Below are 25,816 nucleotides of genomic sequence, written 5' to 3'. Positions count from 1 at the left end.
CTGGCGACGCTGACCGAAGCCGGCCTGGGGCCCGAACCCCTCCAGTACCCGGGCGGCGCTCACGGCCCGAAGACGTCGTGGCTCACGGACCCGGACGGTTACCGGATCGAGTTGGTGGAGTGGCCGTCCGGACATCCCGACGGCATCACCGCAGCAGATTTGGCCTGAGGCGGCCACGGTCTGCGGAGTGACGAAGCTTCCCCTCCGCGCGACCGCGGCGCAACGCGAGGCTGCACGGCCTGGCCGTCGGGGCCGGACAGCGTGCGACCTGTCGGCCGCACATCCGCGCCGCGGTCGTCTACAAGGCCCGGATCACCATGCACGCAAACTGCTGGGCATAGCGAGGATGACCGGCCTTACCCGCTGGTGGTGTGGTCCGGCTGCGTCGTCCAGCACAGCCCAGGTCCCTCACCGGTGGGCTTCCTGCCCCACAGCTTCTCCGGCAAGCCCCAGCCCGGTGTTTCCGCCTGGGGCCCGCCCCCGACATGGCTAGGCTGAAGGGCGCCCAGCCGATGCCGCGGGCCGTCGGCCTCATGGGCCAGGGACACACCCCGCCCGCCATATCGAGGACAGCGACCCCGCACTCGACGAAAGTGAATAGATACCTCCACGCAGACCAGCGAGTATCCACTGTCCTGACATCACCAGTTGAGCAGCCGCCCTGGGGCCGTCAAAGGGTGCTCAAGGACGACGCTGACAACCGACGACAGCTAAGCCGCAACTCACGGCGTTGACCGAGGACCTGGCCCTTGACTTCTTCGGCTACAGATCCAATCTCGGCGCTCGACGTGCCCAAGCGAGACCAGCCAGTCCCGGGGGGCGACGGGACCAATGTGCCTCGCCTCAGAAGTGGTCATTGCTGAGGGGCGCTCCGCCGTACAAGTTCTTGGGCTAGGAAGCCCAAGAGAAGTAGGGCAAAACCCCATCCCTTGTCGACGGCCATGACCATACCGCCCGCGCCCACGATGGCTGTTGCAGCGGATTGCCAGCGCAACGGACCGCCTGTGCGTCGGCTTGGGGACCGCCCGACCAGTTGACGGCCTACGATCACCTGTATCAAGTTGCACAGGGCGATCACGCCGAAGAGCGCGCTGACGAAGATCTGCACGTGTGGACAATAGCGGCCCTGCGTGATCCGAGCGCATCATGTGACTGCGCCGATCACGCGGCTGGTACTCCAGCCGGAATTCTGTATTTTCCGTCGTCGCCGGTCCCGGCCTGCATGCCCCAGTCGCTGATGCCGGCACCCATCATGGCGGCCTTGAACCGCTCGGCTTGGCCGACGGCCACCGCGTATCCGGCCGTCGCCAGCCACTGGCCGCAGTCGACCACAGTGATAGCGAACTCGTCGGCATGGCGGGAGTATGGGCCGCCGTGGACCAGGGTGACAAGCGGGAAGGGACCGTCGTCCCGAGTCCGGCCGGCAGGCAGGATCAGCAGGCCGTCCAACTGGAGTCCGTCGGACGCCCGGTAGCTGAACCGTTGCTGGGCACCCCAGCGGATCCCGCCTCCTATGGCTACAAGGGCGGCCTCGGGGATCCCGAGCGGCCGCGCCGACTGCGCCCCACTCACCGCAGCACGCGGCCCGCACTTCGACCCCTGCCCGGGTCGTACTCGCGCAGGTATGAGAAGAGCCGATCGCCTTGGCCAAGGCGGTGTCGCTCGGCAGCGGACGGCCTCACGGCCGCGGCACAGAAGCCTGCTTCCCATCGGTCTCCCGGCCCTCCGCCCGCGGCTCGGGCCGGTCCGTGGGCACGAGTGTCGCTCCCCACCGCCTGCGTCGCCCCGGTCCTTGGGCGGCTCCCGCAAGAAGTCGACCACCCTGATGCCGTCGTCTGACCAACATCCTGCGACCGACATCTCGCCGCGTCGCATAAGGATTCCTGAGCCAGTGGCAGACGGCGATCGGCCGCGGACCGCGTGTCGCGCCGTCAGGGCGCCGGAACGCGGTGCAGGTGGACGAGCATGCGCCAGACCTGATGGGTGATCTCGGCGGGAGGGGCGTCGAGGACGCCGTGCAGCCAGTCGGCGAGGATGCCGACGAAGGTCGCCGCCACCGCCGAGGCGACCAGGTCCGGCAAGGGCGCGCCGGTCAGGGCCCGTTCGGTACGGCTGCGGGCGCGCAGGTCCCGGTGGAGCACATGGCCGAGCGGGCCGCTGCCGCCCGGTCCCATCAGCTGCCGGTAGAGCCCGGTGTGGGCGGCGATCCGGTCGAAGAAGGCGCAGAGGTCGGCCGGGGGACGGTCCGGGTCGGGCGTGCCGCGCCAGGCGTGCAGGGCGTCCACGGCGTCCCGGACGACGTCGGCGCAGGCGTCGACGGCCAGCGTCTCCAGATCGGGGTAGTGCAGGTAGAAGGTGGCTCGGGCGACATCGGCCCGGCGCACCACGGCGGCGACGGTGACATCCGCCAGGGGCCGTTGGGTGCACTCCTGGAGCAGTGCCCGGCCCAGCCTGGCCCGCGTCCGCGCCGCGCGGGGGTCCTGCGGCATTCCCCTCACCGCGCGAGCAGGACCGCGGCCAGCGCCAGTACGCCGGGAACGGCCTGGGCGAGAAGGATGCGCCGACTGGCGGTAAGGCCGCCGTAGATCCCGGCCGCGACCACGCACAGCAGAAGGAAGACCTGGACCTGGAAGCCCGTGGGGTCGTCCGCGACCAGAGCCCAGAGCAGGCCCACGGACAGAAAGCCGTTGTACAGGCCCTGGTTGGCGGCGAGCGGGGCCGTCGTCCGCGCCATGGCCGCGTCGAAGCCGGAGAGTCCGCGGCCAGGCGGCCGTTCCCACAGGAACATCTCCAGCACGAGGAAGTAGGCGTGCAGCGCTGCCACCAGAGCCACCAGAACGTTCGCGACCGTCTCCATCCGGACTCCTCACACAGTACGATCATGGACAGGTGCCCATCTTAGATGGACAGGTGTCCATGTATTCCACGGGCTTGACCTGATCCCGCAGTCCTCTTGACCGAGCCCCGCCGAGGCTGGAGGTTTCCCTAGCGGTCCGGCGCGGATGATGCTCAGGCTTGCCGTTCCGGCTTGCGGAATCCGCCTGGAGACACGATGAGGAAAGCTGCCTCGAGCCACGCCTACCGGCGGGCCGTCACCCCCGCCGAGTGGCTCTACCTGGGCCTGCCCACCCCGCACGACGTCCAGTACGTGATTCAGGGCACGGGCGCCCTGGACGCCGGGGACGTCCGTCGCGCCGTGACCGTCGCCGCGCGCGCCTGCCCCGGCACACGGATCGTCCGCCGGGGCAAGGCGTGGGTGGACGCGGGGTCCGCTCCGTCCGTGCACGTGGTGGACGGCGGCCCCCTGGACCGGCGGCGCCCGGACCACCCCGCGCTGCACACCTGGGCCGGTGATCCGCGGCACACCTTCGAGGTCCTGCTCTTTTCCGCGGACCCGGCCTGCCTCGTCCTGCGGGGACGGCACGCGGCGACGGACGCGCGGGGACTGGCGCTGTGGGGCGCCGACGTCTTCCGCGCCCTGCGCGGCGAGGAGCCGCTGGGTGCTCCATCGCCGATCAACAGCCTCGAACTGATGCACGGCGTTCGTCCGCAGGGGCTTCCCCCGATCCCGCCCGCCGCCGCCGCGCTCACCTGGCCTTCGCCGCTCGGCCCGGTACCCCCCACCGCACGCAGGGCGATGTGGCGCACCAGGACCGTTTCCGGCAGGCACCCTGCCGCCACCGCCAAGGTCGCCGCCGCACTCGCCGCCGCCTACGGACCGGACGGCCGGGGCAGCTTCTTCGTGCCGGTGGACCTGCGCCGGCACGCCCCGGACCTGAGGTCCACGGCGTGGCTCTCGCAGGCGCTGGTTCTCGGCGTGGACAGCGGCCAGGGCTGGGAGGAGGTGCACCGCGGCCTGCTGAGCGCTCTCGCGCAGGACGGTGAGATGGCGATGCGCGCCGCCCCTTGGACGCTGCGGACGCCGCTGCCGCTGCTGCGATTGCTGTCCCGCGCGGTGTCCCGCGCCGCCGCCCGTTCGGACCGCTACAGCGCTCTGGGCTTCCTCACCCACCTCGGGGCCTTCGACCTCGCCGACTTCAGCACCGCGAGCTTCCGGGCGACCGCGATGTACGCCCTGGGCGGAGTGGGCCCCGGCACCCCGCCGGCCGTGGACCTCATGGACGTCGGCGACCACACCCAGGCGACGGTGACCTGGCTGGACGCACCCGGGGTCGCCGAGCGCGCCGAGGAGTTGCTCGACACGGTGGAGGAGGCGCTGTCCCCTTCCCGGGACCGTTCGTGGCATGGCAACCTCACCGCCCGCGAGGTGGAGTCGACGAGCCTGACGGAACTGATACGCGCGCAGGTGCGGCGCACCCCGGACGCGGTCGCGCTCAGTGGTCCCGAGGGCGAGGTCACGTACCGCGAACTCGACCGGCGCGCCGATGCCGTCGCCCATGAACTGACCCGCCACGGTGCCGGACGGGGCTCCGTCGTCGCAGTCCTCGCCGACCGGACGCCGGAGGCGATCGCCGGCATCTGGGGAGTGGTCAGGACGGGGGCGGCATTTCTGCCCCTGGACCCCCAGCACCCGGACCACCGGGTCGCCGACGTGCTGGCCGATGCCGGGGTGCGCCACTGTCTCGTCCAGCCCGGCCAGGGCGGGAGGGCCGCCTTCCCGCCCGGCTGCGCGCCGCTGCCGCTCGACGAGCTCACGCGCGCCGCCCCCGCGCAGCCTGACTTCCCCGCCGTTCAGTCACGGCCGGACGATCTGGCGTACGTGATCTACACCTCCGGTTCCACGGGCCGGCCCAAGGGCGTACAGATCCAACACGGCAGCCTGCTCAACTATCTGCACTGGGCCGTGGACACCTTCGGCATCGGCCCCTGCTCCCGGCTCTCCCTGATGACCTCCCTGTCCTTCGACGTCTCGATGACGTCGGTCTTCGGCCCGGCCATGACCGGCGGTTCGATCGTGCTGGTGCCCGGCCCGATGACTCACCTGGCCCTGCGTGACCTGCTGGAGCGGTCGCGTGCCACGATGCTCAATCTCACCCCCTCCCACCTCGACCTGATCACCCAGCTGAACGTCCGCCCCGCGGGCTTCACCGCAGTGATCGTCACGGGCGAGCAGCTGCGCGTCGAGGTCGCCGCCAAGGCCCAGCGGTTGTTCGGCGACGGCTGCCGCATCATCAACCAGTACGGCCCGACCGAGGCGACCGTCGGATGCACAGCGCACGTCTTCGACGCGGCGGCGGACGGCGCCGAGGCCGCCGTGCCGATCGGGCTTCCCTCGTACAACACCACGGTGCACCTGCTGGACGACAGGCACCGCTTCGTCGCGCAGGGAGAGATAGGGGAGATGTACCTGGGCGGGGTGCAGCTGGCCCGCGGCTACCTGGGCCGCCCCGATCTGGACGCCGAGCGTTTCGTCCGCCTGGCGGACGGCACCAGGGTGTACCGGACCGGGGATCTGGCCAGGATCCTGCCCTCGGGCGAGCTGACCTGTCTGGGCCGCAACGACGACCAGGTCAAGGTGCGCGGCCACCGGGTGGAGCCGGCGGAGGTGGCGCGGGCCCTGGAGCGTCATCCTGCGGTGGACCGGGCGGTAGTGGTGGCCAGGACCGGACCCGGCGGGTCGGGCAAGGCGCTCTACGCCTACGTCCTCACCTGTGCGGTCGTCACCACTGCGGAACTGAGGGACCACGCGGCCGGTCTGTTGCCGCCCTACATGGTGCCGTCGGCCGTCCTGACCGTGTCCGAGCTGCCCTACACGGTCAGCGGCAAGGTGGACGCCGGCGCCCTGCCCGACCCCGTGGCCGCACCCGGCCCGACGGCGCCCACCGTGACCGCGCTCACCGACCCGGTCGTCGAGACGGTGGCGACCGTGTGGGCCGGGGTTCTCGGCGTCCCGGCGGATCGGCTTGACGAACAGGCCGACTTCCACCAGCTGGGCGGGGACTCACTGGCGCTGCTCTCGATGCTCGCCGGGGTCGGTCGCACGCTGCTGACAGAGGCAGGAGAGAGAGCCTTCATGTCCGGACTGCACGAGATCATCGAAGAACCGACGCTGGGACACGTGGCTGCACTGGTACGCCAGGCCATGGGGCCCGGCAGCGAGCGGGGCGAGAGCGCCCTGTCGAGCAGCGGTCCGGCGTGAGGCGGTCGTCACCGTCGGCACGTCAGTCGAGGGCCGGGGGAAAGTCCTGCTCGCACAAGATCACCGTGCGCCCGTGTTGACCCGCGTCGCGCTCCGCCGGTCGGCGAGCCGGTCGACCAGCCACAGACCCCGGCCGCCCTCCCGCGGGTGCCGTGCACGCCGTATGCGCCGGACCCGGGCCGCCCCCTTAAGAAGACCGCCCCGACCGCTCCGTAGGCCGTGGTGCCGGTGGCCTGGTTTCGTCAGTGGAAGCGGGCAACGTTTATCGACGGTTTCGTGTAGCAGTTGGCGATCGGACAGCTCGAAAATTGTCGATGAGAGCTGACAACGCTGCGAACTCCTCCCGGTGTCAGCGGGAAGCGCACACCGTGCGTTGTGGCGACTTACAACAGCATCGGTGCGACCTACGCCGACACCCGGCGACCGGCCCCCCGAATCGCCGCCAGGATTCATCAGGCCGTCGGTGGTTCCACCACTGTCAACAACGTAGGAGCCGGAACCGGCTCCTACGAACCGTCACACACGGTACTGGCTGTTGAACCCAGCTCAGTGGTGATCGCCCAATGCCCAGCCGGATCCGCACGGCCCTGGAAGCATCCGCAGAGTCGATCCCTCTGGCCGACGACTCGGCCGATGCGGCGATGGCCCTCCTGACCGCGCACCACTCGAGCGACCTGGAAGCCGGCATCGGCGAACTCCTCCGCATCGCCCGGCAGCGGATCGTCGTCCTCACCTTCGACCCCGACACAGAGAAGTACGGCAACTGGCGGGGCGTCTACAACCGGTTGCGGATGTGGGCCGTCGACGGCACCTGGGAGCGGGTGTGCACCGCGCTGATGGCCCAGGCCGTCGCCTACGAGGACCTGGCCTGGGCCATGCTGGTGGACTCCACGATCGTGCGCGCTCACCAGCACGCTGCCGGGGCTCGCAAAAGGGGCCCGGACCGGGGTGAACCTGCCGACCACGCCATCGTCGATCCCGGGGCGGCTGACTACGACGATCCACCTCGCGGCCGATGCCCGATGCCCGCCTCTGGCGTTCGTTCTCACCGCGGGACAGGTCGGCGACGCGCCCGCCTTTCCGAACGTCATGGCCCGCCTGCGCGTTCCCCGACGGCGTGGCCGTCCCCGCACCAGACGCGACGTGGTTCTTGCGGACAAGACTTACTCATCCCGCGCGATCCGCGACCACCTGCGCAAGCGCGCCATCCGGGCGGTGATCCCCACCCCGGCGGACCAGCGGGGCCACCGGCTGCGACGCGGCAGCCGGCCGCCAGCCTTCGACCGCGAGGCCTATAGGCAGCGCAACACCGTCGAGTGGTGTATCAACCGCCGGAAGCAACGGCGCGGCACCGCTACCCGCTACGAGAAGACCGCGCCCCTCTACCTGGCCGGACTCCACGTCGCCGGCATCTTCCTCTGGTCAGCACGATGATCCAAGCGAAGGCCCTCAGGAGAAGGCCTCAGTGGATCACCTGCGCAGCGGCGATACGCCGACGGGCCGCACCGGTTGAGGTGCGGCCCGTCGATGTGCCCGGTCTTGATTCAGACAGGGCTCCGCTTGCTCATGCCAGCGAGAACTTCTGGGCGGCGGAGCCGTTGCAGTCCCAGATCTGCAGGCGTGTGCCGTTCGCGGTGGCACCCGATGGCGAGTCGATGCACCGGCCGGTGGTCGGATTGGACATCGAGCCGTCGGCGTTGGCGACCCAATTCTGGTAGCCGCCGCCGTTGCAGTTGGCCAGCTGAAGCTTTGTGCCGGCCGCGTTCACACCGCCTGCGATGTCCAGGCACTTGCCCAGCGTACGCAGGGTCTGGCCGTTCCAAGTCCACTTCTGGTCGAGCGACGTGGCCTGCTGGCAGTCCCAGAGCTGGACTGCGGTGCCGTCGCCGCCGGTGTCGTCACCCGCCACGTCCACGCACTTGCCGCCAGGTCCGTAGATCGGGGTACCGATGGCGAACTTCTGGGCGGCGGAGCCGTTGCAGTCCCAGATCTGCAGGCGTGTGCCGTTCGCGGTGGCACCCGACGGCGAGTCGATGCACCGGCCGCTGGTCGGGTTCCGCAGTGAGCCGTCGGGTTGCCGCACCCATGACTGGTAGCCGCCGCTGTTGCATGTGGCGAGCTGCAGCTTCGTACCGGCGGCGCTGTTGCCGCCGGCGATGTCCAGGCACTTGCCGAGGGTCTGAAGGGTCTGGCCGCTCCAGGTCCAGTGCTGGTCCTTGGCCGCCGACTGGCAGTCCCAAAGCTGTACCGCGGTGCCGTCGCCGCCGGTGTCGTCACCCGACACATCCACGCACTTGCCGCCGGGTCCGGTGATCGTCTGGCCGCTCACCGAACCGCCACCACCACCGCCTCCGGAGCCGGGCGCCTTGTTGTAGACGGCCACCGAGTCGATGACGAGCTTGCCGCCGGAGACCGTGGACGCGTTCGGGCCCCCGCCGAAGGCGTCCGGGAAGCCGCCGCCGATCGCCAGGTCGTAGATGATGAAGAAGGGATGGTCTACCGCGTCGGCCCAGGTCGTGGCGTCCACCTGGTTGGCGTTGACAGTGAAGAAGTTGTTCCCGTCGAGGTAGAACCTGATCTGCTCCGGCGACACCGAGCGGTCGATCTCCGCCGCGTAGTCGTGGAAGCCGGTCTGGCAGCCCGAACAGGCGCGTTCACCCGAGCCGATGCCGGTCGACTCGTTGCACGGTCCACCCGGGTTCACACCGCAGTGCAGGGTGCTGAAGACGGAGCTGCGGCCGTTGATGTCCTCCATGACGTCGACCTCGCCGGACTTCGGCCAGGTCACACCGTCGCGCAGCGGCGCGCCGAGCATCCAGAACGCCGGCCAGTAGCCCGCGCCGTTGGCGGTGGTGACGTCGGGCTGCTGGAGGACGGACTCGATGCGTACGACACCGCCCGCCGGGGCTCCGAAGCCCGCCGATTGGGTCTCCACGCGCCCGGAGGTCCATCCTGCGCGCGCGTCGGAACCCGAGTGCAGGGCCTGGAGCACCAGATGACCCTGGCCGTCGTAGTAGACGTTCGAGGTGCTGTTGGTCATCGTCTCGATCTCACCGGTGCCGAAGTTGCTGCCCGGCCCGGTGTCGTACTTCCACAGGCTCTGATCGATGCCGGTGCCGGATGCACCGTTGAAGTCGTCGCTCCAAGTGAGCGTGAAGCCCGACGGTGCCGGGGGCACTGACGCCTGGGCGTTCAGTGTCGTGGTGACGGTGGCGGCCACCGTCACCACGACGACGGGAATCAGAGAGAGCGCTCTCTTCCACCCGCGGCGCTGTGCCCTTGCAGGGGGTAATTGCATAGGTCTAGCCTCCGAAAAAGGACATGATCGGGTCTGTTCGCCATGCCGCCTCTGGTGATCTCCATCAACGGTGAGCAGTGCACGCGCCCTTGCGGATCTGGATGACGACGAACGGGGCGACGGCCGGCGCTTGGGTTGCCGTCGACAGGCAGGCCTACAGCGGACGGCCGGGCTCTCGTCCACCAACCTGCGGATGCATTACCAACTCTGGTAAAGATTTGTGGTGTTGAGCCATGTGGAGTTCTGTGCGAGGCAGACGTTATTGGCCCAGACCAATACCGTCAAGGCTGCGCAACAGATTGAGAAGGGCTTGGGTGCTGAAGTCCGGGGGCTCGATAAGCGGAGGGCGTTCGGCCTTGGACGAGGTGCCTCGGACGCGCTGACCCGCGCGCACGACACACCCGCCGTCGGAACGTCCCCGCGTCGGCGGGGAGGTCCGGGGACAGGCGTGCTCGAGGACCACACCGTGCAGAACACCCCCGCTCCTCCGCTCGGCGACGGCGGCTCCCCGGCCACCCCCCCACTGACCGCACCTGTCGGGTACCGGCCAGCGTTGCAGTGCACAGCAAGGGCCGGCCACCCGGGTGGAGCTTCGCTTCCCAGAACAGCGGTCACCTCGATGGGGCCTGGGGCCAAGTAGTCCGCAGTACCGTCCCAGATGCGGCGGCCTTCGCGGTGGGTGTGCGGGTACCGACCCGCTGCCCAGACCACGTCAGGGAGGTTCTTCGACGGCTCGAAGCACGGCGCACATACCTTGACTGGCCGTTCTCTATCCGTTCGTGTGCTCGGTCTGCTTCGAACGGGATCCTGAATCGGGTGAGTTGGTCGACGTCGGGGCATGAAGGAAGGGCCTCTTGGTAGCTCGCGGTTGTCGAGTCCAGCGAGAAGCAGGAGGCCCTGTCGTAGAAGTGTCGCGTGGTCGTGGTTGCCGGGTCCAGTCCGGCCACTCCTGGGTGTGACTGTCTCGCCCATCGGTTCGGGAACGCGGCCGACCGGCCGGAGCGCCGGGCCCGGTACGGCTCGGACATGAGTGATGCCGAGTGGGTGTTGGTGCGGGATCTGCTGCCGGTGCCGGGAATGTTGGCGGCCCGGGGCGGCCGTCCGGAGGGCTACTGCCATCGGCAGATGATCGACGCGGTGCGCTATCTCGTTGACAACGGCATCAATTGGCGGGCGATGCCGTCCGACTTCCCGCCTGGACGCGGGTGTATGCCTTCTTCGTCCGCTGGCGGGATGCGAGGCTGGTGGCCGAACTGCATGAACGGCTACGCGAGGCCGTCCGCCGGGCTGAGGGCTGCAGCCGGTGCAGAGCGCGGGGGTCGTGGACTCGCAGTCGGTGAAGGCGGACGCCACGCTCACCCTCCCTTCGCGGGGATACGACGACGGGAAGAAGACATCCGATGCGGAAGAACTGTCAAGCAGCGAGCGACAAGTGAGGTTCTCGCGGGGTTGTCGGGAAGGCCACGGCTTCATCGAAGGGGACGCCATGAGTCAGGCAGTGGTGCAGACAGCCGATCATCCGGTTGAAGAGGTTCCTCTGGGCGGCTGTGTGACGGTCACCGGCTTCCCATCGGGGATCGTAATGGGCGCGTGCCCCACCTGAGTGGGCCATCGCATAGCAGCGCTCAAACCATCACTTTGCCTGTGCAGGGCCCGCCTGGGCCGGGCGGCAACGGTCGAGCCCACGACGGCGGCCAGTTGGCAGAACGCGAATCCTCGTTCTGAGCCAGCCCGCAGGCACCGGCTTCACTCAAGCCGGCACCGGCCAGGGGGCGCCAGCAATGAACTACCGCCCCCGCCCCAAGGTCGGCCACGCTCTACGGCAGTTGGAGCGCCGCCGCGGCACCGAGCCGCCGTGCTGCCTGAACTGGCTTACGTGTTCGGACTTGAGTTTGCTGGTGCCCTGGCCGCTCATGACAAGCCGCTTGACTGCTCCCACGAAACCGACTCTGTGCAAACCAAGGGAAGTGAGCACGGCACCACCGAGCGCGTCACCGTCCGCCCCTGCTGCTCTTCGGCGACCAGGCCGAGATCGTCGCGGCCGACATCCCGCCGGAGGAGCGCGCCGAGCCCGAGCGCTACCCGGGCACCGAGATCGCCGCGGCAGTCGGCGTCCCCGTCAGCGACCTGCCCGGCACGCGGATGACGGCCGACGTGGGCGACGACGGCCAGCTGCCCGGCTGGCAGCTGGCTTGAGTTGTCCAGACAGTTCGCCGGAGAGCCCCACTCGATGGGCGACGACTGAAATCCCGTCTCGTCGCTGCTTCAGCCGAGGGAGGCGGCGAACCCGCCGGCCTTCGCTTCTGTCGAGGACACGGTGAGTTTTCCTCGGTGGCTGACCTCCACCTGGTAGAACCTTGGCCCGTTCGGCACACCAGGCACGGCCGCGTGGAACACGCATGCCGCGTCGTGCGGCTTGCCGACGCCAAGCGCCCCCTGGGCGATGACCTTGCCTGCGTTGTCGTACACCGTGACGGCGGCTCCGGCACCGATGTCGTCGTAGCCCTCGTACTCGCCCGTCAGCGTGAGCGTGCCCTTCAACGTGAACGTTTTCGAGGCGCTCGTTGCGCCGGCAGACAGGTTCCACGCCAGCCCGACGCCGGCCGCCCCGATGACGAGGCCGGCTGTGCCGGTGACGACAGGATGAGCCCAACGTCTCCCTGACGTAGGCGAGTTCTCAGGCACGGTGGTGCAGCTGGCGGTTCGGTCACGTCGGACATGGGCCCGCCTACCTGTAGAAGACGGCCACGCCGCCGTGGTGCGAGCAGGCGCCCTGATGATGCGCAGCGTACGAGTACGTGCCGTCGTTGCAGAGCGCCGTGGCACCGTTCCCGGAACCGACGGAGCCCCCCGACGAGCTGGAGCCGCCGCTTGCGGACGACCCGCCGGACGAACTCCCGCCGCTGCCCGAGTCCGCGGCGGCCGCGTGGGCGGTCACGGTCACCTTCACCTTGACCGTCTTCGTCGCCGTCACCGTCGGCGCAGGTTTCGGCTGCGCGGTCTGTGTCGCCGTGGCAGTCGCGGTGACTGTCACGGCCGGCTTCACCTTGTCGGCCGCGGGCTTCGCATCCGTCCCGTTGTTCTGGCCGCTGGCACCGGCGCCGATGCCGAGGAAGAAGGCGAAGCCGATCGCGGGCAGCACGTACCGCTTCCGCGCCCACTTCGGTGCTGTACGCACGGGCGGCTGTGGCGGTGGTGGTGGTATGTACGGGTAGCTCATGGGTCCCCCCCAAGGTGTGTTGAGAGTAAGAAGGTAGCGGTAAATGTGACGGCCGTGTGGAGAATCCGTGTAGTAGTCACTCATTTGTGACCCAAAGAGGCAGGCGTACCGGGTGGCCGCACACCTGCCAGCGCCGATACGGGCCGGTTGCCGGCCGATGCGGGGCCGGAGCCGGGGTGATCGCGCCAGCTGCGGGCACCGCTGGACGGGCTCCTTCTGGCCAGCGCGGGACTGTCGCAGGTCATCTCCTCGGCGCGACTCGCTGGCGAGTCTCGTGCACTGGGGAGACTCCCATGACGCGGTTCGATCGCTCCGCGGAGCCAAGTCGGCGCGCTGACTATCTATCCGTTGAGCCAGTCCCCTGGGAGCAGGGCCCGGACCGCGTCGAGAGCGTTCTCGGTCCGGGCCCTCACATGCGCGCAGCCGTCCTCATCCCGCAGGAGCACGTCCGCGCCGAGAAACCAGCGGATGCCTTCATGACCACTGGTCGGGTAGGCCGGGAACGGCAGCTGCTCGCAGTTTTCTTCGAGGATCTGCGTGTATTCGGGGTCGGGCTCGTACAGGAAGTCGCTCAGGTGCTGCGGTGCGTGCAGGGACTCCGCCAGCACCATCTCGACGGCCCCCCACGACAGGCGTTCCATCCACGGCTCCCACCGCTGGGCGTGCCGGTCGGCCAGGTCCGCCAAAACATGAACCCCCGGATCAGCCTGGTCGAGATCCGTGAGCAGCACGCCCCAGGAGCAGGCGCCCTGGTTCTCCTCCTTAAAGACCAGCGCCTGGCCGTGGGTGTCGATGTAGAGCTGGTCCGGGTGCAGCAGCTGATCGTGGTTGCTCGTCAGGTCCTGGCGCCGCCCGAGCAGCCGGTACATCTCGCCGAGGGCGGTCGGCAGGCGTACGCCGAGACGTTCCTCCGCTGCTGCCAGGTCCTCCTCGGTGAAGCCGTCGCCGTCGGTGAGCGGCTCCACCCATGCCTGCGCGAAGCCGCGGACGAACCGCCACGCGGCCTCGCGGTTCGCGCGCGCGTCCTCCAGGCCTTGGCGAACATCGAACGTCTGCGTCATGGCGCAGACCCTAACCGCCGCCTCCGACACTCCATCAGACGGCACCCTGCGGCGGCCTGGCCAGCGCGGACCGGGCCAGTCACGTTCTGGCTCGCCCGGCGCACCTGGCCCGCCCCACGGGCACCCGCCCTTGCGCGGTGCCCGGGGGCTTTTTGGACGTTCCGAACCCGCCCGTGGCGTGCCATGTCGCGTTCGCGCCGGCCGCCCGTGTGGAGTGCATGCCTTGCCCCCCACCGCTCCGTGGTTCCGGCCACGCGAGTCCGGCCCCCTCCCGCAGTGCCGGGCCCGTGACCGATGGAGGCACCTCATGACCAAGCGGATCACACCCGCCCCGATACCTGCTCCGCCCCGCACCGCTGTCGGGCTCGCCCACCACGCAGAGCGGGTGCGCGCTCAACTCGCCCACTTCTGGGGCAAGCCCATCCGCGGAGTGCCGCGCGGCGTGGACCTCTTCCAGACCATGTACACCACCGTGACCGTCAAGCCGGACGAACTTCACCATGGACGCCGGCCGGCGACCAAGCCGGAGCGTCCGGCCCGCCCCCGCATCAGGCCTGAAACCCGCCGACTTCACCTTGCACAGTCCTCCTTCGTGATACCTCTCCACCGGGACTGCGACCGAAGGAGATGACGTGTTGACGGTTCGTGTGTTGAGAAAGGCGGCTGAAGAGGCCGAGTTGGCGGCGGAATCCTCAGTGTCGCCAAGGGCGTTCCCAGGATCGGAGGACCCGCTGGGCCTGCGGCCGCACACGATGTGGGTCGGCTCGGCGAAGGCTCTGGCAAGCCTGGGTCTCCAGTCGGGCAACGAGGCGACCGTCAAAGAACTCACCGCCGCAGTGGCTGGGCAACACGTGGTCAGCGGCGCGTCGGCCAGGGCGGACGGCGAGACGTTCGACCTGACGTTCGTGGCGCCGACCTCCGTGTCCTGGGTGTGGACCCAGGGGGATGCCGACTTGCGCGAGGACCTGGAACAGGTGCTCATGCAAGCCGCCTACGCCAGCCTGCAGCACCTGACCCGGACCAGGCCAGTGATCGGCAACGTTGCCCCGGCCCAAGGTCTCGCCGCCGCGCTGGCCCTGCATGCAGTCGGGCAGCGCCCACCCTGGTCGGAAGCGCCGCCGCCGTTGCTGCACGTGCACGGTTACCTTGTCGGCGTACTCGACGAATCAGGAATCCTGCGCGGCCCGGAGCGCCAAGCACTGCAGGAGCAGAGCATGACCCGCGAGTGCGGCGCTGTCGGACGGGCGAGGCTGGCTCAGAACTTGCGCGACCTCGGGTTCGAGATCAACGCGTGCACGGGCCCCGGCGGCCGCTACTTCGAAATCGCGGGCGTGCCCGAAGGCCTGCTGGCCGTGGGCCGGTCGGCGGACAAGGGATGCGCAGGGCTGGGCCGTGAGACCGACCAAGACCCATGGGAGGTCCGCGAGGTCTTCTGAACCTCGCACTGGGCAGTCGGCCGTACCGGCACACGAGCACCCGGATCATCGAGGTGCTCGTGTCCCCGTGGGCGGGGCAGGCCGTGCTGTCCCGCCGCCCGGGGACGAGAAGAACAGTGCAGCGGGGTTCGTCGGACTCGACGACATCGCTCCCTGCACCGACCCGGCGCTGAGCACTGGCTACAAGGCCGTCCGCAACCGGCCGCTGACGCAAGGGCAGAAGTGTGCTCGCGCAGCGCAGTCGCGCCCTTCACGTGGTCGGGGTGCGCATGGGTGAGCACGATACGGTTCGGGTCGGCAGGGTCTCGGCCCAACTCGGTCATCGTGCGCAGGAGCACATCGACGGCTTTTCCGCTGCCGACGTCGACGAGGGTCAGGCCGTCGTCATCGTCGATCAGGTAGGCGTTGTTGGTCTTGGTTGTGGCGATGTGGATGTCGCCGGGAGCAGGGTGCGGCACCGGTTCTCCTCGGTGCGGAGCGGAGTGAGTTACCAGCGCAGTGCTGTGAAGTCGATGGGTCGGGGTGAGAGTTCTCCGGTGCGGGTGGCCAGGTCGTGCATCCGGCGGGCGAACTCCTCGGCAGGCAGCTGCTTGCGGTCACCGTGGCCGGGCAGCAGCCATTCGAAGCGCACCCGCGGTGCCGTACGGGCCAGGGATGCGGCCAGTTCGGTGATGGAGTACCAGGTGACCGACTCGGCGACGGCGATGTCGCCGTCAGTCCGGGACCAGTAGAAACTGTCGCCGCTGAAGCAATAGGTGCCGTCGGCGAGGTACAGCGTGCTGCCCTCGGTGTGCCCGGGCAGCGGGTGCGCGGTCACGCCGTCGGCGATCTCGATCGGCTCGGTGCCCCGGATAATACCGTCGGCGTCTGGCGCGGCGGCCAGGTCTCCTTCGTGGATCCACAGGCGGGCGCCGAACCGGTCGGCGTATTGACGGCCGTGCGCGGCGTGGTCGCGATGGGTGAGCAGCACGTCGGTGATCGGACCGAGGGCCGCGTATTTCGTGGCGAGAGCGGAACTCCAGCGCGGCGTGTCGATCATCATCAGGTTTCCGGCCGGCCGGCGCAGCAGGTAGGAGTTCGCGCCGGCGGTGTGCGGCGAGTTGTGCCCGCACAGGTGCACGTGCTCGGCAAGGCGTAGGGGAAAGGGATCAAATGCCGGGTGCGGTCCGCGCGCGCCGTGCCGGATCGATCGCGTATGGCACGCGAATGCCGCGGCGTACAGCGTCTTTTCCTCCGCGTCGGTTTGTGGCTGGCGGACGATCGAGGAGCGGCCGGCGACCTCGGCGACCAGTTCCGGGGCGAGTTGCCGGGCGACGTCGCAGTTGGTGCAGCGACGATCGACGCGCCAAGCGGCGTCGGCCGAGTGCTCGTTCATGGCGTGATGCCTCCGCGCAGGCTGGTGAAGATTGGCGCCCAATTGAATATCACGCGCCAGGCGAGATAACCAATCGCGGATTGTTATTGACTTTGCCGGAAATCGCTGTTCTCGGACGCCTCTTTCATATGCGGTTGACAATTTTGGAAATGGTGCTCTGTCCAGGTGGCATACTCAGCTGCTGTCTGCAGGTAAAGGCCATTGCCTTGATGTGCTGATGCTCCGGCCGTAGACCGTCATCTTGCTGGTCAGGGGCGGTGCGCAGACGTCTGTGACCACCGTTGATCATCTTGAGCTGTGCCGACACACGAAGATCAGGCGGTGGCCGCCGGTCGCAGTGTGGTACCTGCCCGGTGGCGGTCGATGTTCGATCAGCTGATGGGCCGCATCGCGGGCCGCTTCGCGCGGGTCGACCGCGGTGCCACGCAACCGCGTTGGTCCTGGGCCCGCTGTCCGACCTGCCGAGAAAGAACTGCTGGACACTGGCCGAGCATGCGGGCGATCGCACCCCGGACGGCATGCGGCACCTGCTGCACCGTGCGAAGTGGGACGCCGATGCGGTACGCGACGATCTGCGCGCGTACGTGGTCGAGCAGCTCCACGACGACGAGGCCGTGCTCGTGGTCGACGAGACCGAAGACTTGAAGAAGGGCACCGCGACGCTCGGCGTGCAGCGCCAATACACCGGTACGGCCGGCCGCATCGAGAACTCCCAGGACGCCGTGTACCTGGTCTACTCCGCCGCACGTGGGCGCGCGGCTGTCGACCGGGCCCTGTATGTGCCGCGCTCGTGGATCTACGACCCCGACCGCTGCCGGGCGGCCGGCATCCCCGACGGCCTTGCCTTCGCCAGCAAGCCCCGGCTCGCTGCCCGAATGGTCGCCAGGGTACTGGACGCCGGCACACCTGCCCGATGGGGTGCCGGAGACGAGGTTACGGCGACAACCCGCACCTGCGGGCCACGTTGGAAGACCGCCGGACCGGCGACCGCAACCGCACCCCGGTCACCCTGGGCATGCCGATCATCCCCGGAGCAGCGCGATGAGTCCTTTGTCCCAGTGCCGGGCGCCGCTCACTTTCGCCGACTGGCGCCGTCGGCAGCGAGGCGGGCCTCGAATCCGTCGAGGAGGGACTGAAGGCCGAACTCGAAGGTGCTGTCGGGCGCTGCGGCGTACTCTGTGGCGGCCGTGGTGTCGAGGCGTGCGCGCAGACGCGGGAATTGCCTTGCGGTCTCGGTGGCGCGTGTCATGGCGTCGGCCATCAGTTTCTCGGCATCTGCGCCGTTCTTGCTCAGCCGGCGGTTCAGCGAGACCTGTGCGGCAGGGCCGAGCGCGCTGCCGAGCACGAAGGTGAACACGGTGGCGGCCGCCCGGTCCGCGTCGGCGGCGGCGAAGCCTGCCTTTTCGTAGATGGCGAGGCTGAGGTCGTTGTGCCGGGCCTGGCCGGGTCCGTGCAGGAGGTGGCTGCCGAACGCCTGGACGAGCCAGGGGTGCCGGGTGAGCATCGCGTGCATGTCGCCGGCATGGGCGGTGGCGGCCGTACGCCAGTCGGTGGCGTCGAGATCGGGCAGGTCTACCTCGTGCCAGATCGCGTCGCCGGCGAGTCGGACCAGGTCGTCCTTGGTCTTGATGTGCCAGTAGACGGCCGTGGCGGCCGAGCCGAGCCGTTTCGCCAGGCTCCGCATGTTGAGGCCGTCCAGTCCCTCGTCGTCGAGCAGCTCGATGGCCGCACCGACGATCCGGTCTGCGGTCAGGGTCTCTCGCGGCATGGCCACCACCTTACTTGAACTTAGTTCATGACCTTCTTGCACTTTGTTCAAGTCGCCCCTAGGCTGCCTCTCGTACTTAGTTCAAGTACCCGAAGGGGGAGCAATGGGGCAGGACAAGCTGCGCGAGTTCGTCGAGGCGCGGGCCACGGAGCTCGGCGTTCCCGGAGTCGCCGTCGGGGTACTCCTGGACGGCCAGGACCTCTACGCCTCGCACGGCGTGACGAGCCTGAGCAACCCGCTGCCGGTCGACGAGAAGACGCTGTTCCCTCTGGCGTCGGTGTCCAAGACCTTCACGGCGACCGCGCTGATGCGCCTGGTCGCCGAGGGAAAGGTGGACCTGGACGCGCCGGTACGGAGCTACGTGCCCGAGCTGAAGCTCGCCGACGAGCAGGCCGCGGCGCAGATCACCGTCCTGAACCTGCTCAACCACACCGCGGGCCTGGACTGGAACCTGATCGACGACGGCGAGGGCGACCGCTCCCTGGCCGGGCTCGTGGCGAAGCTGCCCCAGTTGCCGCTGATCGCGCCGCCCGGTGCCCGCGCCTCCTACAGCCAGGCCGGTTACAACCTGGCCGGGCGGATCATCGAGAAGGTCACAGGCCTGCCCTTCGAGCAGGCCATGGCCTCACTCGTCCTGGAGCCGGTGGGCCTTGCGGACACTGTGTACGGCCTGTCCGAGGTGATGGTCCGCAGGTTCGCCGTGGGCCACAACCGCGGCGACGACGGCGAACTGCGCCCCGCCCGGCCCTGGGCAGCGTTCAAGGAGGGTGCGCGCGGCGACAACCCCGGCGGCGGCCTCGCCTCCTCGATGAGCGATCTGCTGCGCTGGGCACGGTTCCAACTCGGCGACGGCGAAGGTGTGCTGCCCGCCGCGGAGCTGCACCGCATGCGGGAGCAGACGGTCGGGCTGCGCGCCAGCACGCTCGGCGACGGCTTTGGCATCTGCTGGTTCCTGCACGACCTGGACGGCCTGCACGGGATCGGCCACGGTGGCTCGGGCAACGGCCAGTTTGCCGAGCTGCTCATCGTGCCCGAGCGCAACTTCGCGGTGGTCTCCCTGGCCAACGCCGGCCCGGACGGCTACCCCTTCAACCAGTCCGTCGTTCGGTGGGCACTCGAGCACTACCTCGGCGTCATCGAGAAGACAGCGGAGCCGGTCCCGTACGACGAGGGACGGGCCCAACAGGTCGTCGGCCGCTACGACATCGACGCCATGAACCTCGACATCGCCACCGACGGCACCCGTCTCACCCTGGCGGTCGGGATCAAGCCGGAGATCCGCGAGGCATCGGACGAGGAAATGCCCCCGGACTACCCGGCCGCGGACATCGGCTTCCTTCCCGGCGACGGCGACGAGTACATCGTCACCGAGGGCGGTCTCATGGGGCAGCGCGGCTACTTCTCCCGCGACGCCAACGGCGCCGTCACAGGCGTCGACCTGGCCGGCCGGCTCTTCAACCGGGTCGCGGAAGCATCCTGATCCAACGCCGGCAGGCAGTGGCGGTCCCGAGCGGCTGCCCCTGCCGGCGCTCCGAACCGGCGTCAGTCGGCTCACAGACACAGCCCTTCTCCGCCACACTGCTGATGCACTCTCATCCGTAGGTGTGAGTGGGTGGTGTGGTGGCAGGGGCTGGTTGGCAGCGGGTGGGGACGGGCCCCGAGGGGCTCATGCGGCCTGGGTTGCCTGGGATGGATCGCTGTTACGGGCTCCGGGTTGTTGGGGGCAGGTTGTGCCACGCGTGCCCACAGGTGTCTTTGCAGTACGCGGCGACGTCCGAGACCCCTTTCGACAGCCCCTGCCAGAGGTGAAAACGGTCGCTGACCTGCACTGCGTCCGGGGCTCCGTCGGTGATGCCCTGCCGATGGACCAGCGAGCCGTCCCGGCATACCACCTTGACGCCGGGGTGCGTGCGCAGCCAGGCGGCCGGCTGCTCGGCATCGCGCCCGGCCCACAACTCGATCGGCAGCCGCGTATCGGCATCCACCAGCAGCTTGCCGTAGACGTCCGCGTCTAGCGCGAGCCAACCAGCACTGCGTGAAGGCATCCAGCGACTGCGGCACCTCCGCGGTGGCGCGGACGCCGTCCGCGACGCTGTCACCCGCGCCAGCGACCACTCACTGCGACAACGGCTCACACTCGCGCACGAGCGCATCAGCCAACTCCGCGCCGAGAACCAACAACTCCGCGGTGCCCGCCTCACCGCCGAAGGCTAGAGCCGCGTCTTGAGCGCAGCTTCTGAGCGAACCGATGCATATGCGGATCAAAGCGTTCGACTGGCTCGGACAGCAGCTCATCGAACGATAGCCAGCGAGCGCCATCGAACTCGCCAGGCTCCAGCCGCAGGCGGCGATCGGTGCAGGCCACCTCGATCACGTGCCACAAACTCACGTCCGTGTGCTGACGCACCGCGGTGCCCTGGGTTTCGGTGATCGTGACGAACAGCGGCTCGGTGCCGAGCCAAGGCAGTGCGGCTGCAGAGATGCCGAGTTCCTCGACACACTCTCGCTGCACTGTCTGCCACGGCATCTCGCCGACCTCACGGTGACCCCCCGGGGGAAGGATCAGGCCGGACTTACGATGCTCCGTCAACAACAGCGAAGCCGTCGTGTCATGAAAGGGAACGAAGTACGACACCAGATGCATCGGCGGCAGGTCCGGCGGCACGAGTCGATACAACTCAGCGTCAGAGTTGACCCAATCGAGTACGGCGCCTTGATGCTCTACCTCCAAGGCGTCAGCAGGCTCGATCGAGGCAACGACTCGGGCAATCTTCTCGCGATCCGTGCTCACGAGACCAGACACTTCAAAGCCCCTCCCATACAGCCCACGGCAGCAGTTAAAGACACCTGTCCACGACATGAAGCCGCTGCCCACCCGCAGGATTCGGAGGATGAGGTCCAGATAAGCGCGTCCATCGTCGACCGCCTCACCTTCAACGGCACCATCATCGAGACCGGCACCGACTCCTACTGCGTCGCCAGCACCCGCGCGCGAGCGGAAACGCCGACTACGGCCAGCTGAAGCCACTCCGGTCGGCTGGGCGACCGCCGCCCTTGCGGGTGGCGGGTCCCACCCGCTCAGCCGGTCAAAGTGCCCTGGTGGAAGTACATCCGCCAACCCGTCTCCGTCAGACGCCACAAAGAGCTCCGCCATGCCCGACGGCCCTGGTTGTCGGCGAAGTACGTCAGGTGAACGACGCCCGGAGCAAGGACGACTCCGGACATTTCGCTGACCGTGACCGGAGACTCCCGGGACACCGAGCCGCCACTCGTCACCGTGAGGATCGACTCCACATCCCACCGGCGTCCAGAAGCCCCGATCTCGGTGAAGTCCGGATCCAGAAGCTCGAGCACACGGGCCGGGGAAGCACGCACCTCGGGATCAAGAAGCCGCATCTCCCCATCGATGGCCGCCTGCACGGCCCGCTCACTCTCATCCGTCATGCAGGAACCCTACGGACGCGCCTTGCCACGGCACAGCGAATTGATCACTCGACGCGGCGACGGCACGGCGGTGCCGTCAAAACTCGCGAACATCTCTCGGCGGGTTGATCAACAACTGCCTCCGGAACTCATGCACAAGTGCTGCCGCCAAACAGGCTCTGGCTCAACTTTCGTGGAGCGGTAACGCTGCGTGCTGCCGAAACCCCGCTCACCCGACCCGGGTCCCAGGTGGCGTCCCTCCCGTCCCGGGATCATCGCAGGCGTATTCCGCCCACGCCCTCAGCTGCGTGCCTGTTGCGAGAGGATGGGGTGGTGATCCGCCACGACCCTGAGATGCAGCATCTGTTCCGTCGCTATTGCGCCCCCGCGCGCCGCTACCTGAAGCTCGGCGGAGCCGTACTTCATATGTCGCGGGAGGAGTACGAGCCGTTCGTTCATGCCCTGGCCGCTGATGCGAAGACTGTCTCCGACGCCGAGCTCGCCACCCTCTTCCAAGGCAGCTGGCGCGAGCGGCGCACCGCGGCATGGCTCGCCGCCGTCTCGGGCCGTGACCACTTCCGCGAGCGTCTGGGAGCGCTGCTGCTGGAGAGCGAGGTCTGCTGCGCGGGCGGGGCCTACTGCGTGGCGTTGGCGAGTTTCGGCACCGCACGGGACGCCGACCTGCTTGCCGCTTATCTGGATCGCTACCTGCGCCGGCCCGACCTGGCCTACGACCAGCCGACAGCCATGGGCGCCCTGGCCTACACCGACGCCTTCTTGCACGGCGACCGGGCCAGTCGCCTCCTGCAGCGGGGCGGTTTGTGGCCACAGTGGTGCCAGGACGCGCCCCACATGCACGGCGATGACGATATCTCCACCTACCTGGGCGGCATCCGCCTCGCCTGCGCCGTCATCGACGAATGCGCCGACGCCTGACCCCATTGCCGTCCGGGGAGTCGTGCGGGTATGTCCCGATGGCCTTGGTGCCCCTCTTCCGCATGCCGGTGAGGCACACGATCAACTGGGCTCGCGATGCGTCGTGGAGCAGGTGGTCGGGCTCTTGAAGGACACCCAGGTCGTAGGAAGGGTGGCTTTGACCGTGAATGCTGACGTCGTTTGGCCGTGAAAGTTGACGGCGGTTCGTGGCCTCGGGCCGGCTGGATGTTGGTGAATTCTGACGGCAGTCCGGATGGTGTGGGGATGGCTTAGCGGGCGAGTTCGCGGCTGTGAGCGAGGCGGTAGGACTCGGTGCCGGTCTCGAGGACGTTGCCGCCGAAGGTGAGCCGGTCGACGATGGCGGCGCAGAGTCTGGGGTCGGTGAAGGTCTTGCCCCAGCCGGCGAAGGAGTCGTTGAAGGCGATGGCGACGGAGTTGTTCTCCTCGCGTTCGGTGAGGACCTGGAAGAGGAGTTCGGCGCCGCGGCGGTCGAGTTGCATGTAGCCGAGTTCGTCGATGCAGAGCAGGTCGACGCGGCCGTAGCGGGCGATGGTCTTGGTCAGGATCTTCTCGTCGGCGGCTCGACCAGCTCGTTGGCCAGCTTCGATGCCAGGGTGTATTTCACCCGGAAACCTGCCATCGCGGCTTCGGTGCCGAGCGCGATGAGCAGGTGAGACTTGCCGGTGCCGGAGTCACCGATCAGGCAGAGCGGCAGGCCCTTCTTCACCCACTCGCAGGTGGCCAGCGAGCCGACGACGGCGGAGTCGATGTTCGGATTGGCATCGAAGTCGAACTCGCGCAGCGACTTCTCCCGGGGGAACTGGCGGCCTTGATCCGGCGTTCGGAGCGGCGCCTGGCGCGGTCGTCGCACTCGGCCAGCAGCAGTTCGGCCAGGAACACCAGGTAGGACATCTGGTCGTTGCCGGCCTTGGCCGCCAGGTCGGGAAACTGGTTGCGGATCGTGGGCAGTCGCAGGACCCGGCATGCCTGGTCGACGGCGGCTTCGGCGGCTTGTTCACTCATCCGGCGGCGAGGGCTCATGGCGGCGGCTTCTTCCTGCTCGGCTTCTGGGTAGGTCTCGGGGCCGGCGCGCGCCCAGCGGCGGCCACGGCGGCTCGCCGGCTGGGGAGCAGCTGGTCGTGGATCGACATTCAGGCATGGGGCGGGTGTCTTTGGGCAGTTGCGCCAGGCGCCGCTGGGTCAGCGAGGTGACGGTCGCTGCGACGGCCCGGTCTGCCTCGGTAGTGGCTCGGCGTCGTGGCTTGGCCGAGGTCGGTTCGTCGTTGTCGGCGATGCGGCGGGCTCCCAGCGCGGCCGCGTCCGCGGTGAGCGCTCCGACCTGGAGCGCGGCGGCCAGGCCGGCGACGACGTGGTCGTGCTGCATGTGCCGGTGCAGCAGCAGAACCTCGATCAGAGCGCGGGTGCCGGCGGTGTCGCCGTGGGCGTTGCAGGCGGCTGTCCACCAGGCTGCGTGGATCGGGGTGAACTGGCCTGCGGCCCGGGCCTGTTCGAGGACCGTGGCGCCGGGCAGCGCGCCCGGTTTGCGCAGCAGCGCTTCGAGATAGTGATCGAGCTCGAGCCGTGATCCGCTCTTGGTCAGCAGCCGTTCGTGCTGGGCGATCTCGGTGCGGCCGTCGAACACCACGAGCTCGGAGGCGTGCAGCAAGACCCGGACCCGGCGGCCGATGAACCGGGTCGGGACCGAGTAACGGTTGGTGCGGACGGTGATCTGGGAGAACCGGTCGACCCGTGGGTGAACCAGCGGCCGGTCTCGAACGTCTCGACGGGCAACGGCTTCAACGACGGCCGTTCGACGGCGAACAGCTCGCCGATCGTGCGGGGACGGGTCCCGATCCGCCGGGCCTCGTCGGCCAGATCCCACTCGTCGATCAGCATGTTCAAGTGCGCCAGCGAGTCGATCTCGGGGACGGGAACCGAAGTGGTTGCGGCGAAACCAGCCGATCTGGCCCTCGACGCCGCCTTTCTCGTGGGCACCCTCGATTCCCGGCGTGCAGTAGAACGGCTCGATGCCGTAGTGGGACCGAAATGCGGTCCACCGGTCGGTCTCGACCCGGCGCCGCGTGAAGCCGAGCACCGACGCGACCGCGGCCTTCAGGTTGTCATACCGGATCTTGCCGAACGGCACGCCGCCCAGCACTCTGAAAGCGTGCTCGTGGCCCTCGAAGAACGCCTCCTGACCGCCGGAGGCGAACACCCGGTGCACCGCCTTCCCGGAGAACGACAACCGCAGGCAGAACAAATGGCACTTCACCAGCTCGCCCCGCAAACGGACCGCGACCTCGCCGAAGTCGACCTCGGCTTCGGCGCCGGCCAGGTGCGACTGCTCGATGAACACCTGCGCCGGGCCACGGCCGGCCTCGACCCGAATCTCCGGCTTCCGCTTGGCGACGTAGGCGCGCACGACCTGGTAGGACACGTCGTCCATCGCGTGCTCGTTGATCAACCGGCGATAGATCCGGACCACCGTGTGACGCTGCTTCCTCGGCGCATCCAGATCAGCCAGCAGCATCTGGTCGATCACCGGCTTGAACGGATCCAGCCTGGAACGGCGAGGCGCGTACGGCTCCCGAGGTTGCGGCCACGCCGAACTCAGCGCCTTCTGAACAGTCCGCCAGCCCGCCCGGTACTTGCGCTCCAGCGCCCGGTTCGACATGCCCTCGCGAGCGTCTCGCCGCAGCGCGGCGTACAACTCGACCTTCGACTGGCCAGGCGGCATCGGCGGTGCTCCTTCACTGAGCACATTCACCTTGCCACCGCAACCCCGCGAGTGACACTACTTCTCACGAACAACTTCCCAGCTAACCAGCCGGTGACATTTACTCAGACGGACAACTGACAACCCACAAACACCGCCAGAGCCATCCTTGCGAAAACCATTGGTGCCCGGCTTGCTCCGCTGATGGACTGACGTCCTACCGTGAGTCTGCCGGGTGACGGAGGTAGTGGTTGTGACAGGCTATGACGTGCTTGCCGAGGTGTACGAATGGCTCATCTCGGATGCAAAGTTGCCTCCAGCCGAGTTCGCTGCGTCGTTCGACGACGTCCTCAATCTCCTGCCGTCGAACGCTCACGTCCTCGACTGTGGGAGTGTAAATCTAACGGCGGATCCGACGATCATGGGAGAGACGTCAAGTGACTGACACCGCCGTGGAGTTGGAGACCGTGGAGCCTGTCGAGA

General features: G+C 68.6%; 19 protein-coding genes and 8 pseudogenes. 10 read left to right on the top strand and 17 right to left on the bottom strand.

The genetic code is table 11. From position 1 onward, the window contains the following. Nucleotides 1–168, top strand: a pseudogene (locus tag AB0950_RS39020) (VOC family protein); the annotation flags it as partial. Nucleotides 169–853: 685 nt separating this feature from the next. On the opposite strand, the gene AB0950_RS39015 reads toward AB0950_RS39020, so the two are convergent. From AB0950_RS39015 to AB0950_RS39000, 4 genes are all read right to left on the bottom strand, one after another. Next, complete coding sequence (locus AB0950_RS39015) at nt 854–1,108, bottom strand: hypothetical protein (protein ID WP_360576360.1); 255 nt, start codon at nt 1,106–1,108, stop codon at nt 854–856. 53 nt (nt 1,109–1,161) lie between these two features. After that, nucleotides 1,162–1,449 (bottom strand): hypothetical protein, encoded by a 288-nt coding sequence (locus AB0950_RS39010; RefSeq protein WP_360576359.1) that lies wholly within the window; start codon nt 1,447–1,449, stop codon nt 1,162–1,164. Between the two features lie 482 nt (nt 1,450–1,931). Next, a complete protein-coding gene (locus AB0950_RS39005) occupies nt 1,932–2,489 on the bottom strand; it encodes a TetR/AcrR family transcriptional regulator (protein WP_360576357.1) in 558 nt (185 codons plus the stop codon). Nucleotides 2,490–2,494: 5 nt separating this feature from the next. Next, nucleotides 2,495–2,857 (bottom strand): DUF1304 domain-containing protein, encoded by a 363-nt coding sequence (locus AB0950_RS39000; RefSeq protein ID WP_360160889.1) that lies wholly within the window; start codon nt 2,855–2,857, stop codon nt 2,495–2,497. 195 nt (nt 2,858–3,052) lie between these two features. Between AB0950_RS39000 and AB0950_RS38995 the strand changes: the two genes are divergently transcribed. The 3 genes and pseudogenes from AB0950_RS38995 to AB0950_RS38985 all read left to right on the top strand — a co-directional run. Further along, the gene (locus AB0950_RS38995; protein WP_366780639.1) at nt 3,053–6,100 is read left to right on the top strand and encodes an amino acid adenylation domain-containing protein; all 3,048 of its coding nucleotides are present in this window, start codon (nt 3,053–3,055) and stop codon (nt 6,098–6,100) included. Nucleotides 6,101–6,663: 563 nt separating this feature from the next. After that, nucleotides 6,664–6,756: pseudogene (locus tag AB0950_RS38990) on the top strand (SAM-dependent methyltransferase); the annotation flags it as partial. Nucleotides 6,757–6,852: 96 nt separating this feature from the next. After that, nucleotides 6,853–7,534: pseudogene (locus tag AB0950_RS38985) on the top strand (IS5 family transposase); the annotation flags it as partial. Between the two features lie 130 nt (nt 7,535–7,664). Here the strand turns inward: AB0950_RS38985 and AB0950_RS38980 are convergent. Next, nucleotides 7,665–9,326 carry a ricin-type beta-trefoil lectin domain protein gene (locus AB0950_RS38980; RefSeq protein WP_360160885.1) on the bottom strand — a complete coding sequence of 554 codons (1,662 nt, stop codon included), beginning with the start codon at nt 9,324–9,326 and terminating at the stop codon, nt 7,665–7,667. A gap of 1,098 nt (nt 9,327–10,424) precedes the next feature. Between AB0950_RS38980 and AB0950_RS38975 the strand changes: the two genes are divergently transcribed. Beyond that, nucleotides 10,425–10,925, top strand: a complete 501-nt coding sequence (locus AB0950_RS38975) for a transposase (RefSeq protein ID WP_366780637.1) — start codon at nt 10,425–10,427, stop codon at nt 10,923–10,925. On the opposite strand, the pseudogene AB0950_RS38970 reads toward AB0950_RS38975, so the two are convergent. From AB0950_RS38970 to AB0950_RS38955, 4 genes and pseudogenes are all read right to left on the bottom strand, one after another. Next, nucleotides 10,891–11,013, bottom strand: a pseudogene (locus AB0950_RS38970) (IS110 family transposase); the annotation flags it as partial. The gene AB0950_RS38975 and the pseudogene AB0950_RS38970 overlap by 35 nt on opposite strands. A gap of 650 nt (nt 11,014–11,663) precedes the next feature. Beyond that, nucleotides 11,664–12,083, bottom strand: coding sequence for a hypothetical protein (locus AB0950_RS38965; protein ID WP_366780636.1), 420 nt, complete (start codon nt 12,081–12,083; stop codon nt 11,664–11,666). A gap of 43 nt (nt 12,084–12,126) precedes the next feature. Beyond that, nucleotides 12,127–12,540 (bottom strand): DUF3761 domain-containing protein, encoded by a 414-nt coding sequence (locus AB0950_RS38960; RefSeq protein WP_360160879.1) that lies wholly within the window; start codon nt 12,538–12,540, stop codon nt 12,127–12,129. 419 nt (nt 12,541–12,959) lie between these two features. Beyond that, the gene (locus tag AB0950_RS38955) at nt 12,960–13,679 is read right to left on the bottom strand and encodes an SMI1/KNR4 family protein (RefSeq protein ID WP_366780635.1); all 720 of its coding nucleotides are present in this window, start codon (nt 13,677–13,679) and stop codon (nt 12,960–12,962) included. 632 nt (nt 13,680–14,311) lie between these two features. Between AB0950_RS38955 and AB0950_RS38950 the strand changes: the two genes are divergently transcribed. Beyond that, nucleotides 14,312–15,115 (top strand): relaxase domain-containing protein, encoded by an 804-nt coding sequence (locus AB0950_RS38950; RefSeq protein ID WP_366780634.1) that lies wholly within the window; start codon nt 14,312–14,314, stop codon nt 15,113–15,115. 275 nt (nt 15,116–15,390) lie between these two features. Here the strand turns inward: AB0950_RS38950 and AB0950_RS38945 are convergent. Together AB0950_RS38945 and AB0950_RS38940 are read right to left on the bottom strand one after the other, a co-directional pair. Further along, a pseudogene (locus AB0950_RS38945) lies at nt 15,391–15,573 on the bottom strand (MBL fold metallo-hydrolase); the annotation flags it as partial. 29 nt (nt 15,574–15,602) lie between these two features. After that, on the bottom strand, nt 15,603–16,490 hold the full coding sequence (locus AB0950_RS38940) for an MBL fold metallo-hydrolase (RefSeq protein WP_366780633.1): 888 nt from the start codon (nt 16,488–16,490) through the stop codon (nt 15,603–15,605). Between the two features lie 378 nt (nt 16,491–16,868). Between AB0950_RS38940 and AB0950_RS38935 the strand changes: the two are divergent. After that, a pseudogene (locus tag AB0950_RS38935) lies at nt 16,869–17,475 on the top strand (IS701 family transposase); the annotation flags it as partial. 87 nt (nt 17,476–17,562) lie between these two features. Here AB0950_RS38935 and AB0950_RS38930 read toward each other — a convergent pair. Further along, nucleotides 17,563–18,258 (bottom strand): TetR/AcrR family transcriptional regulator, encoded by a 696-nt coding sequence (locus AB0950_RS38930; protein ID WP_366780632.1) that lies wholly within the window; start codon nt 18,256–18,258, stop codon nt 17,563–17,565. 103 nt (nt 18,259–18,361) lie between these two features. Between AB0950_RS38930 and AB0950_RS38925 the strand changes: the two genes are divergently transcribed. Beyond that, nucleotides 18,362–19,738 carry a serine hydrolase domain-containing protein gene (locus tag AB0950_RS38925; RefSeq protein ID WP_366780631.1) on the top strand — a complete coding sequence of 459 codons (1,377 nt, stop codon included), beginning with the start codon at nt 18,362–18,364 and terminating at the stop codon, nt 19,736–19,738. 220 nt (nt 19,739–19,958) lie between these two features. Here AB0950_RS38925 and AB0950_RS38920 read toward each other — a convergent pair whose 3' ends face one another. Beyond that, nucleotides 19,959–20,303, bottom strand: a complete 345-nt coding sequence (locus AB0950_RS38920) for a transposase (protein ID WP_366780630.1) — start codon at nt 20,301–20,303, stop codon at nt 19,959–19,961. Nucleotides 20,304–20,455: 152 nt separating this feature from the next. Beyond that, complete coding sequence (locus AB0950_RS38915; protein ID WP_366780629.1) at nt 20,456–21,049, bottom strand: NUDIX domain-containing protein; 594 nt, start codon at nt 21,047–21,049, stop codon at nt 20,456–20,458. Nucleotides 21,050–21,151: 102 nt separating this feature from the next. Between AB0950_RS38915 and AB0950_RS38910 the strand changes: the two are divergent. After that, nucleotides 21,152–21,280, top strand: a pseudogene (locus AB0950_RS38910) (AAA family ATPase); the annotation flags it as partial. A gap of 56 nt (nt 21,281–21,336) precedes the next feature. Here AB0950_RS38910 and AB0950_RS38905 read toward each other — a convergent pair. Continuing rightward, nucleotides 21,337–21,702 (bottom strand): DUF4440 domain-containing protein, encoded by a 366-nt coding sequence (locus AB0950_RS38905; protein ID WP_366780628.1) that lies wholly within the window; start codon nt 21,700–21,702, stop codon nt 21,337–21,339. 312 nt (nt 21,703–22,014) lie between these two features. On the opposite strand from AB0950_RS38905, the gene AB0950_RS38900 reads away from it, so the two are divergent. After that, the gene (locus tag AB0950_RS38900) at nt 22,015–22,617 is read left to right on the top strand and encodes a DUF6000 family protein (protein ID WP_360160859.1); all 603 of its coding nucleotides are present in this window, start codon (nt 22,015–22,017) and stop codon (nt 22,615–22,617) included. A gap of 269 nt (nt 22,618–22,886) precedes the next feature. Here the strand turns inward: AB0950_RS38900 and istB are convergent. Together istB and istA are read right to left on the bottom strand one after the other, a co-directional pair. Then, nucleotides 22,887–23,658: pseudogene (istB, locus tag AB0950_RS38895) on the bottom strand (IS21-like element helper ATPase IstB). Further along, nucleotides 23,633–25,354, bottom strand: coding sequence for an IS21 family transposase (gene istA, locus AB0950_RS38890; RefSeq protein WP_366780627.1), 1,722 nt, complete (start codon nt 25,352–25,354; stop codon nt 23,633–23,635). The pseudogene istB and the gene istA overlap by 26 nt, the downstream one beginning before the upstream one ends. Nucleotides 25,355–25,816: the final 462 nt, after the last annotated feature.

The organism is Streptomyces sp. NPDC007189 (genome assembly GCF_040703635.1).
Taxonomy (GTDB): domain Bacteria; phylum Actinomycetota; class Actinomycetes; order Streptomycetales; family Streptomycetaceae; genus Streptomyces.
This window is presented reverse-complemented; position numbering and strand designations above follow the sequence as displayed.